General features: G+C 26.2%; 12 protein-coding genes. 1 reads left to right on the forward strand and 11 read right to left on the reverse strand.

The features are described 5' to 3' along the window. Positions 1–14 precede the first annotated feature (14 nt). From ON17_RS01240 to ON17_RS01250, 3 genes are all read right to left on the reverse strand, one after another. Positions 15–236 (reverse strand): hypothetical protein, encoded by a 222-nt coding sequence (locus ON17_RS01240; RefSeq protein WP_152411660.1) that lies wholly within the window; start codon positions 234–236, stop codon positions 15–17. 528 nt (positions 237–764) lie between these two features. Next, positions 765–980, reverse strand: coding sequence for a hypothetical protein (locus tag ON17_RS01245; protein WP_017191675.1), 216 nt, complete (start codon positions 978–980; stop codon positions 765–767). A gap of 483 nt (positions 981–1463) precedes the next feature. Next, a complete protein-coding gene (locus tag ON17_RS01250) occupies positions 1464–1682 on the reverse strand; it encodes a hypothetical protein (RefSeq protein ID WP_017191676.1) in 219 nt (72 codons plus the stop codon). 588 nt (positions 1683–2270) lie between these two features. On the opposite strand from ON17_RS01250, the gene ON17_RS01255 reads away from it, so the two are divergent. Then, on the forward strand, positions 2271–2978 hold the full coding sequence (locus tag ON17_RS01255) for a hypothetical protein (RefSeq protein WP_261974245.1): 708 nt from the start codon (positions 2271–2273) through the stop codon (positions 2976–2978). A gap of 721 nt (positions 2979–3699) precedes the next feature. Here the strand turns inward: ON17_RS01255 and metG are convergent. From metG to ON17_RS01300, 8 genes are read right to left on the reverse strand one after another with little or no spacing between them, the layout of a single operon-like run. Continuing rightward, positions 3700–5253 carry a methionine--tRNA ligase gene (gene metG / locus ON17_RS01265; RefSeq protein ID WP_017191679.1) on the reverse strand — a complete coding sequence of 518 codons (1554 nt, stop codon included), beginning with the start codon at positions 5251–5253 and terminating at the stop codon, positions 3700–3702. A gap of 21 nt (positions 5254–5274) precedes the next feature. Further along, entirely contained in the window at positions 5275–6129 is an 855-nt protein-coding gene (gene rsmI / locus ON17_RS01270) for a 16S rRNA (cytidine(1402)-2'-O)-methyltransferase (RefSeq protein ID WP_017191680.1), read from the reverse strand. Between the two features lie 20 nt (positions 6130–6149). Further along, positions 6150–7115 (reverse strand): hypothetical protein, encoded by a 966-nt coding sequence (locus ON17_RS01275; protein WP_017191681.1) that lies wholly within the window; start codon positions 7113–7115, stop codon positions 6150–6152. After that, positions 7112–7729 (reverse strand): dTMP kinase, encoded by a 618-nt coding sequence (gene tmk / locus ON17_RS01280; RefSeq protein WP_017191682.1) that lies wholly within the window; start codon positions 7727–7729, stop codon positions 7112–7114. Before tmk ends, ON17_RS01275 begins: the two co-directional genes overlap by 4 nt. 14 nt (positions 7730–7743) lie before the next feature. After that, the gene (gene truA, locus ON17_RS01285; protein WP_017191683.1) at positions 7744–8478 is read right to left on the reverse strand and encodes a tRNA pseudouridine(38-40) synthase TruA; all 735 of its coding nucleotides are present in this window, start codon (positions 8476–8478) and stop codon (positions 7744–7746) included. 31 nt (positions 8479–8509) lie between these two features. Then, the gene (locus ON17_RS01290; RefSeq protein WP_017191684.1) at positions 8510–9565 is read right to left on the reverse strand and encodes an energy-coupling factor transporter transmembrane component T family protein; all 1056 of its coding nucleotides are present in this window, start codon (positions 9563–9565) and stop codon (positions 8510–8512) included. Continuing rightward, positions 9558–10421: an ATP-binding cassette domain-containing protein gene (locus ON17_RS01295; protein ID WP_017191685.1), complete on the reverse strand. Its 864-nt coding sequence runs from the start codon at positions 10419–10421 to the stop codon at positions 9558–9560. The genes ON17_RS01290 and ON17_RS01295 overlap by 8 nt, the downstream gene beginning before the upstream one ends. After that, positions 10397–11221, reverse strand: coding sequence for an energy-coupling factor transporter ATPase (locus ON17_RS01300; RefSeq protein WP_017191686.1), 825 nt, complete (start codon positions 11219–11221; stop codon positions 10397–10399). Before ON17_RS01300 ends, ON17_RS01295 begins: the two co-directional genes overlap by 25 nt. Between the last annotated feature and the right edge of the window lie 52 nt (positions 11222–11273).

The following is an 11273-nucleotide window of genomic DNA, read 5'->3' on the forward strand; positions in this document are numbered from 1 at the left end:
AAAATTAATTATAATTATATTGTTTTTTTAGGTTCTTTTTGTTCTTGCTTTTGTTCTTTCGATTCGATTGCTTCGTCAATTGCATATGGTTTGAGTATTTTTTTAATTTCTTTCGGCTTTTGTTCAATAGGGAACACTTGAACAGAGACCAGTTGGAATGCCTTTAATTCGGCTGAATCATTATGAAAAATATACATCGCTTTAACGCCATCTTCCATTTGCTTCAATTCCTCCAAAATATAGTGGGATCCTAAAAAGTTTTCAATCTCTTTCCTCCATCAAAATAAACTTCTTTGGTATATTTATCAGGATTTTGAATCGGAGTATTAATTTTTTTTGATAAAAAAACACTATCAGTGTTATAACTTGAAGTTTCTGAAACAGAACCGATAAAGTCGGGATTTATTTTTACCTTAATAAAATCTCGAATATTTTAAGTTGCGTCACCAATTGTTCCGATATTAACATGAAAAATAGTGAATGGTTTTTGAACGGCTTTGAAAATATAAATTTTATTAACTCCATTACCCATTGTTTTTGAATCTTCTAAATTATATTGGGTAAACTGAGATTATTTTTTTCTTTTGCCTCCATCAAAATAAATAGCTTTTATATTGTCATTAGAGTTTTTAATCGGAGAATTCATAGATTTATGTTTTAATTGATTTAAAGTGCATTCTGGATAATAAAGTCTTTTTTTCTCGTTCCTCCGTCAAAATAAACACTTAAAACATCTAAGGTATCAACGTCTATAAGCTATTTTGCTATCTAAATTTTGAACTATAATAATTAGAATTATAACATGAATAATCGCTTACTTCTCCAACAAAATTGAAATCAATATTGTTTTTAATGTATAATTCGATAACTTTTTGAATATTTGAATGGCTCCCTTGGGGGATAACTATTTCTTGAATGTTAATCTTTTTTTCTTTAAAAATATAAATATTATTAAGCGAACCAGTAGTATTTGCAATCAATTCTTCTAAAGTATAATAGTTTTTTGTTGAGGTCTTGTGACTTCAGCAAAATAAACACCTTTAACGCCTGAAAGAGGACTTTTAATAAAATATTTTAATTTTTTTTCAGGTCTCCCACATTAAATTGAGCTGGATAGTTAGTATTAATATTTTTTTGAATATAATTAGTCATTCGTCTTCAGAAAGCAACATCTCCTTCGAAATGTGTCCAAAACAATTTCATGTCTATTAGAACTCAACGATTTGAATATATAAATTTTTGTCGACCTATTGCCCATTTTTTTTAATTGTTCCGATTTAAATTGACCGTTGCCAAAAGAAGGTTCTCTTTCGCCACCATCAAAATAAACTGCTTTTATATTATCAGCAGGATTTTCAATAGGTGAATTTATCTTGTGTTTGCTATATTTATTGGAATTATAACTTGGTGTATGAGTAACTTCTGCGTCAAAATTGATATCAATTTTTTGTTGAATATGTTGTTTAATAACTATCTGGCATATTGTATAAAGCTCCTAAATCAACGTTTACTATTACTGTTTGTGTATTTTTCGATGTTTCTGTTGTTTTATTTGACTCTTCGTTTCCTGGTCCGATATTGAAACTAAAAAATTTATCGTCTGAACCTTTTTGAGCTGCAATTATCGAACCAATTATTAACACTGCAATAACGGCAAAAACAATTATCCTAATTAATAACAAGTTGCCTTCCTTTTTAGGCGGTTTATTATAAGGGGAGGGGGCTGATTTGATGACATTTGTTTATCTCTCTTTTCATTTAATTATATATAATCTCATTATATCTTTTTTTTGCAAGTGAAACGCCAAAATATCCATCAAAACAGAGTTTAAAATATTATCAATAAATTAGTAATTCTTATAAAAAAGACTATAAAAAGGAGGAAAATAAAAATAAATATTTATTCAAAAAGAAAATCAATGGTTCTTGTTTTTCTTTAATAAAAAGATATTTTTGTTTTATAATAAAAGTAAGAATAATATTTTTTTAAATAATATTATATTTTCATTCGCTTCCAGTTATCCATTATTTTCTCCCCTTAAAATATATCTGTTTTTAATCAAAAGCAAACTACAGCCAAAAAAGAGGAAAATAATATACCTGATTTGCCAAAAATAAAAATATGATAAAGATAAAGCTTCTCCAAAGAAATAACTTTCCTGATAAAATAAATTATAAAACATCAATCAAATGGTTTTTTATTTCTTGAAAAGATGAATTAAGAAATCTTTTTTATTTATCAAAAAAATAATTATTCAAATTAATAAAAAGTGGAGATTACGAAAACGATAAAAAAATATTTATATCATTTTTTCATTGCAATGGGCTTTTTATTCGCTTTATTCTTTATCATCAAAATATCCCCTCACAACGAACATCCTTACAACAATACTGCTCATCGCCAATCCGCTAATTTACAAGATAATTCTTTTTCGAATATCAAAAAATATTACGATGAAAAAGTAAACAATTTAAAGCAAGAAAAAATCCAAAACTTCACAAATATAAAATTATTGCCTCTTTTAGGGCTTGAAGAATTTATGAAAAACTATAACAAACAAGAAACTTATCCCATTATTTTCATTCCTGATGCGAAAGAAATGATTGAATTTATTGATAAAACTTTGCAAGGGTGCTTGAACACCGCTTGTTTGACTTTAATCCAAGGAACAATCGATTGGATCAGCAAACAATTAGAAAAAAATATTTTTTTAAAAATTGAAAAACATATGGTTAAAAATGCTAAAAATAATTTTCATAATGAAGAATATAGTGCGACAACTAAATTCGAGGAGCAAATTGTCTGCCAAATGAAAAACATAAATAATTCACATTTTTATATTGAGGAATACAATGACACTCTAGTCGATGGTTATTGTTTTTTTCACGCTCTAAACAATATTTTAAAAAAAGAAATAAATGGGGACGAGTTTAATAAACTTCAAGAAAAGATAAAAAAAGCCTTTAAAAGTGATTAAAACGAGTTAAATAAACAAAAAAACCATCCTCATTTGCATTAATAAATACTTTGAGGATGTTTTTTTTTAAAAAAAATAGAAACATAAATATCTCTAAAAGGGATTATCTCTATCATATTATAATTGTTAATTTCATTATTATGCTTTTTGGGTTTAATTATTAATCTTTTTAACTAAAATAAAATTATTAATTTTGGTATTTTTTTATGTTAGAATGATTTTGGATGATTTCATTTTTTATTATTTTGTAAAAATAATTTTATTTTTGAAAAATAAAAATTTTATCAATAAATTGATATACATTTTCTTGCTTCGTTTCCAAACGGCGCGAGTACTTTTTTGGTTCCACAATTTTTTCATAAGTTTACGGTAAGTGGGATGGGTCTTTTTATATATGAAACATTTTAACCGAAAAGCACAATTAACCAAAAAACTTTGACGAAAATCATTACTATAAGTGGGACGGTTCATTTAGGTAAAAACTTTTTAACCGTTAAAAAAAATCAACCAAAAAAAGGTTTATAAAAATGATAACAATTTAATGAAATCAACCAAATAAATTATAACACATCTGTTAATATTTATGCCTAATTAAAAATTAATATTTTATCAATTATAAAAAATACTTCAAATAATTATTTATTTGAAGTATTTTTTTCTTTAAAAGGGGTTCAAGTGGTTTTTTGAAAAATAATTATTTACCCGAAAAGACGAATTTTATTTATAAATCAATCTTATCAAGTCGTTCAAACAATTTTTCTACGGGTTGTAATTCTTTGGTTTGAGTGATGCCGAATTCTTCTAAACTTTCAAAAGTTTCTTCTTCTGCTTTAATTTGTTTTAAAATTGATTCAGATGTTTCAGGCAAAAAAGGTTTTAATAAAACGCCTATAAAACGTAAAGTTTCAACTAAATTATATAAAAAAACATCTAATTTGGCTGAGTTATTTTTCTCTTTAAAAATTTTCCACGGTTCAACAATATCCACATATTTATTAGAATAACGAGCTAATTGAATGATATGTTCAATCGCTTCCGCCACTCGATAAGAATCCATTGCTTTTTTAACCAACTTCACAGTATCAATCGCTTTTTGAGGCAAATTAAAGTCATCTTTTTTTTCTGTCGCTGTTTTGGTTAATTGAGCATTACAGTAAGATTTAATCATGCCTAAAGTACGGCTTAACAAGTTTCCTATCGTGTTCACAAGATCAGCGTTATATCTTTCTAATAAAAGTTCATAACTTAAAGTTCCATCAGAAACATAAGGTATTTCGTGTAAAACAAAATATCTAATAGCATCAACAGAAAAAAACTTTAACAAATCATCTATATAAACCACATTATTAGTCGATTTGGAAATTTTATCGTTATTGAATAAAATCCAAGGATGAATTAAAAATTTTTTTGGTAGAGGGATTTCTAAAGCCATCAATAAAATAGGCCAATAAATCAAATGAAATCTGCTAATATCTTTCCCGATAACATGCAGATCACAAGGCCAATATTTTAAAAATTGTTCATTAGGCAAGATTTGTCCGTCTTCAGACAGTTGAAAACCTAAACCGGTAATATAATTGCTTAAAGCGTCAACCCAAACATAAACCACATGGTTAGGGTCAAAACTTAAAGGAATGCCCCATTTAAAAGAAGTCCTAGAAATAGATAAATCAGTTAAATCTTCTTTTAACAAATTTAAAATTTCTTTTCTTCTTTCTTTCGGCAAAATCAAATGAGGATTATCATTTAAATAAGTTAATAATCGCTCTTGATATTTCGATAATTGAAAAAAGTAGACTTCTTCTTTTGACCAAACTGGTGTTTCACCACTAGCAGTTTTACCGTCGATTAAGTCTTTTTCTGCTATATAACTCTCTTCAACGACAGAATACCAACCTTCATAAGTTCCTAAGTAAATATCGCCTTTTTTTAATAGTTTATTAACAATCGCTTGAACTGTTTTTTTATGAGAATCATTGGTAGTTCTCACGAAATGATCATAATTCACCCCTACGGAATCATAAATTCTTTTAATTTCAGAAGAAATATGATCTACATATTCTTGAGTATTTATTTTTTCTTGAGAAGCTTTTTTTTCAATCTTTTGACCGTGTTCATCGGTTCCTGTTTGGAAATAAACATCATAATGATCCATTTTTTTAAAGCGTGCTATTGAGTCGGACAAAATCATTTCATAGACATTACCGATATGCGGAATGCCTGAGGCGTAAGCAATAGAAGTAGAAATGTAAAACTTCTTTTTTTTAACTGGCATATAAACAATAAATCTCCTTTTTTATACATTATCTTTTTGAATTTTATATTTTTGATAAATCTCTTTTTTAGAAATATTTCTCGCTTTAGCAACTTTAGAAAAAGACTCTTTTTCAGAAAAACCTTGTTGCAAAAAAAACATAATATGTTCGTCTAAAGAAAAATCTTGATAAGAAAAAGACTTTTTATTGCCTTCAATGACTAAAACATATTCTCCTTTAGTTTTCAACTCTTCTAGCAAAACACTATCAATATCACCATTAATAATGGTTTCAAATTTTTTTGTTAATTCCCTCGATAAAGAAACATTACGTTGAGGATAATGCATTTGAACTATTTGTAAAGTGTCTTTAATTCTGAAAGGAGATTCATAGATAATTAAAGATCCTTCAAAAAAACGGTGTTTTAATAACATTTCTGTTTTAGCTTTTTTGTTTTTAGGTAAAAAACCTAAAAATAAAAACGGAATGTCAAAAGAAGAAATACTAAAGGAGGACAAAAAAGCCGCCGGTCCTGGCACAGAAGTAACATAAAAACCTGCTTTTTTAACTTCTTGCACTAACAATAAACCCGGATCACTAATTAAAGGAGTGCCCGCATCACTAATTAAAGCTATTTGTTTGCCACCCTCTAAAAAAGATAAAATCTTTTGCACCCTTTGCTTTTCGTTATATTGATGCAAAGAAAGCAAATTGTTTTTAAATTGATAAAATTCTAATATTTTATGAGCTCTTCTGGTATCTTCCGCCAAAATATAATCAACTTTTTTTAAAATTTCTAACGCACGAAAGGTTAAATCTGACATATTGCCGATAGGAGTAGAAACCAAATATAAAGTTGGTTTCGGTTCGATAAAGGTTTTTTGTATTATTACCATATTTTAATAATTTTTAAATTTTAAGTTAAATTTAAAAACTCCTTTTGTTTTTCTATTTCTAACAATAAAGTCATAAAACAAAAATTAGCATTTAAAAAAACATTCTTTTGCTCTATTTGCTCCAAAATCTCTAAATATTTATTAATATGTTCTAAAGATAATTCATCAAAAAAAGTTTTTTCTAATAATTCTATAGGAAAAATAAAAAATAAATTATTTTTTTTATAATATAAATCTAAGAAAAATTGCATTATAACTTTTAAAAAATCGCTAACAAACAATTTATCTTCAGTTAAAGGCTTAGCTTCTACGAATAAATAAACAAAATCATTCTTTTTTTTAAAATTATCTAAAAACAATAAAAAGAATTGTTTAAATTCTAAATAATAATTATTTTTTAAAACATCTTCCGTTCCGTTGTGAAAACGATTTAATAAACTGATTAAAACGTCATCTAAAACTGCGCCTGTATTAATTTCTGGCGAAACTTTTTTTTCTTCTTCGTCTTCCGTCATATTATCTAACGAAAAAACTTGTGTACGTGAAAGAATAGTAGGCAGGACAAGATCACGATTGTTAGTTAATAAAATACCTAAAATATTCTCACTAATAGGGTTTTCTAAAAAATAAAGTAAACTGTTAGCTGCTTTAACATGAAGATGTTCAATGCCTTCAATAACATAAACTTTTTTTTGTTGAAACAAAGAAGTTTGGTTGAAATAATTTTGCATTTCCAAAATTTGTTCTTTTTTAATGGAATTATTTTTTTTATAACTTAAATGATAAAAATTAGGATACGAAAAATTTTTAATTAAATTTTCTAATTGAGGGTCAAAAGGAGAAGTTTGTAAAAAGTCACGAACTAATTCCAACATAAATTCATGTCTAGTTTCTTCTTCACTGCCTTCTATTAAATAAAGATGAGATAATTTTTTTTGTTCAATAATAAATTTAAATTTTTCCAATAAACGTTGTTTTTTATTCATAATTTTATTTTAAACAATCTTTGTATTTCTGTTTCAATGATGGATTGTATTTCTTCCAAAGGTTGGTTAGCATCAATTTTAAAAATTCTCTGAGGAAATTGTTTATGCAAATTTAAAAAACCTCGCCTAACTTTTTGATGAAAAGATAAAGTTTGTAAATCAAAATATTCTCTTTTATCTTCTCTTTTGTCTTTTATTCTTTGAAGTCCTATTTGTGGATCTAAATCTAAATAAAAAGTAATATCAGGCATCGTTTTCAATGCAATAACATTAATTTTTTTAACAAATTCTTCACCTAACTCTCTAGCATAACCTTGATAAGCCAAAGAAGAATCTATATAACGATCGCAAATCACTATTTGACCTTTTTTTAAAGCTGGTAAAATAACTTTATCTAAATGTTCTGCTCTATCGGCTGCGTATAATAAAGCTTCCGTACGAACGTCTATTTTATTATCAGAACTGAATAAAAGATTTCTTATAGGAAGATTAGTTTCACAACCTCCCGGTTCTTTAGTAAAAATAACTGTATGTTTTTGAATCATTTTTTTAAATAAAGTATTTGCGAGAGTGGTTTTACCAGTTCCTTCGCCACCTTCAAAAGAAATAAACATATCAAACCACCTTTTTAATAAAAAATTTTTATTAAAACAAGACCACAAGGAGGAGCTAAATAAGAAAATTGTTTATCATATGTTAAGTTTAACATATTTTCCAAGTCTAATAAAGTCTTTTTTTTCTGCCCGATCCCAATTAAAAAACCTACTAAAAAAAGAATCATATGTTTTAAAAAACCTTTACCGTGAAAAACCAAAATATATTGATCTTCGGTTTCTTCTAAAAAAGCGTCATAAATGATTTTAACAGTGGATTTTTTTTCGTCTTTATTGTTGGTAAATAAAACAAAATCATGTTCGCCTTTAATTAAAGATAATGCTTTTTTAATTAAGGTAAAATCCAAAGATTCAAAATAAGTTTGAAAACGGTTATTAAAAGGTGTTAATTCTTTTTTAGAAAAAAAATACTTATAAATTTTGGATTTAGTATGATAACGAGCGCGAAAAGCATCATACACTAAAGAGAGTTCCACGACCTTAATATCTTTAGGCAAGGCTTTATTTAAAGCTTTTTGGAAAAAATAATTATCAATTAAAAAAGAAGTATAAAAATGAACTACTTGACCTTCAGCATGAACCCCTTTATCAGTGCGACTAGCGGAGTAAGTTATAATTTTTTGTTTTGTAAGACGAAAAAAAACATTTTCTAAAACGGACTGAATTGTGATCAATTTGGGTTGTTTTTGATATCCGTGATAATTAGTGCCATCATAACTTAAAACCAATTTATAAGTAAATTTTTTCAAATCAAAAACCTCTCTTTTATTTTATAATAAATCATAAAATAAAAAAATATTTTTTCCCTTTTTTTAAAAAAAAACTCCATATAAAAAATGATAAAATAGTTATTAAAAAAAGATAATCTTTTTTTGTCATTTGATAATGGTTTAATTTAGTACGTTTTTCACCTAAAACATATCCACGCGCTTCCATAGCATTAGCTAAAACTAAAGATTTTTGAAAAGATATCACAAAAATAGGAATTAATAAAGATAATAAATTATAAATCTTTTTAAATAAATTTTTAGTATATAAATCCAAACCTCTAGACATTTGCGCTTTAATAATCTTTTTAGTTTCTTCCATTAAAAAAGGAATAAACATGAAAATCAAAGATATCATGATGGAAAAAAATTCTAAAGGAAATTTTAGTTTTTTCAAAGGTTTTAAAACGATTTCCAAACCATCATTTATTTCCATAAAAGAAGTGGTTTCGTTAAATAAAGTTATAACGGTTAAAATCAATAAAATCCTAATAAATATTAAAATAATTTTTAAGAAATCTGTTTTTTTCAAAAATAATTGAACCGTATAATCTTCCTGTATAAAAGGTATTCGATGTGTTTTCAACAAGTTCAAATGAGAAGTAAGAAAAGGCATTGCCAAGAAAAAGATAACAAACAAAAAAGAATAAATATTTTTCGGAAAGATCTTTTTAAAAACGAAATAAAAAACCCCTAAACTGAACAACATTAAGTAAATATTCCACACTTGAAAAGAAATGTCTCTTCCGACTTCTTCTTTTAAAGAAATATGAAAAATTAAACTTAATACAATAAGAAATTTCAAATGAGAAATACGTTTTAACATTTTAACGACAGAAAAATTCAGATGCATTAACAAAAAAAATAAAAACAAAATTAGAAAAACGAAAGGTCCGAAAAATAAAGCTTTTTCTAATAGGTTTGTTTCTTTGGAAAAAAAAGAGACATCTAAACTAAAAATAACTTTAAAAAACGCAATGATAGCGATGATTTTAATCGCTGGATTAATGCTATATAAAAAAGATTTTTTCTTTAAATCAGATTTTTGTTGTAAATCGGAATTAATCATCTAAACTATTATTTCCTTTATAAAATTTTTTTAAATATTTCAACATTTCTTCAAAAGAATAAACAGGAATAAAGGGGATGTTCAATTCTTTTTCTAAAAAATGCGCCAGTTGGAAAGTTTGCGGTTTATAAGCTTCAAATTTATTGAATTTTTCATTCATAAAAAAGTCTTCTTTAGAACCATCAAACATAATTTGACCTTTTTCTAAAAAAATCACTCTATTGGCGTATTCTGATACTAAATCTATATTATGAGTGATAAAAATAATGGTTTTTTTTTCTATTTGAAATAATTCTTGAAAAAAATTCATAATTTCAATTTGACTTTTGACATCTAAACCTCTCGTAGGTTCATCTAAAACTAAAATAGCAGGATCCATAACTAAAATGCCAGCAATAGCCACTTTTCTTTGTTGTCCGCCAGATAATTTAAAAGGAGAAGAAATAAATAAATCTTCTTCAATGCCTAACCTTTTTAAAACAGAAATAGCTTTCTTTTCTGAAGTATTATTATTTATTTTCAAATGTTTAAGCGCAAACATCACATCTTTTAAAACAGTTGTTTCAAAAAGTTGATATTCAGGGAATTGAAAAACTAAGCCAATTTTACTTCTCAAAGAAGCTAAACGTTTTTCAGGCGTTTTGAGATTTATTTTTTGCCCAAAAACTTCTATTTCACCTTCTGAAGGTGTTAATAAACCGTTCATCAATTGAACTAAAGTAGATTTTCCCGAACCAATTTGACCAATTAACGCGATAAATTCATTATTTTCGTTAATTTTTAAATTAATATCTTTGATAGCATGTGTTTTTGTTTTGTCATAATAATAACTTACATTTTTAAACTGTATTGCCATAAGATTTCCTTTATTTTTTGCAAAGATTCTGTTTTTTCATGAGATAAATTTTCATCTTTTTTTAATAATTCATAATAAAGTTTCAAAGATAAGGGCAAATTAACAAAATATTTTTCCAAAAAAGAAGGTTCTTTAATAAAATTTGCTGGTTTATCATGTTTTAATAGATGACCTTTTTCTAAAATAATAATCTCATCGCTTTGCAAAGCAAAAGATAAATCATGTGTGATAGTGATTAAAATCTTATTTTTTTGTTGATGAATGTTTTTGATAATATTATGAATCTCTTTAACTCCTTGAGGATCTAAAAAAGCCGTTGGTTCGTCAAAAATAATAATTTCTGGTTCCAGAGCTAAAACAGAAGCAATAGCGACTTTTTGTTTTTGACCGCCAGATAGTTCTTGAGGTTTTTTGTCTAATAAATCATAAATACCTAAAGAACGAGAAACCTCAAAAATTTTTTGTTGCATTTCTTCTCTTGGTAAATTTTGGTTTTCTAGACCGAAAGCGATATCGCTTCGTACATCGAATCCGATAAATTGATAATCAGGGTTTTGAAAAACAATCCCCATAAGAGGACGAATATCAGATAAATTATTTTCATTCAACTCTAAACCGTTGATCATAATTTGTCCTTTTTGATATTGCAATAAACTGATTAAAATTTTAACTAAAGTAGACTTGCCTGAACCATTATCGCCTATTATAGAAACCCATGTCCCTGGATTGATCTTAAAATTCAAATCATGAAGAATTTGTTTTTCTTTATAACTAAAATTTAAACCTTTAACAATTATCATTTTATAACCTAATTTTATTTATTTTAACCATTATAAAAATAAAGAATAATTA

This window comes from Poinsettia branch-inducing phytoplasma str. JR1, assembly GCF_000309465.1.
GTDB lineage: Bacteria > Bacillota_I > Bacilli_A > Acholeplasmatales > Acholeplasmataceae > Phytoplasma > Phytoplasma pruni.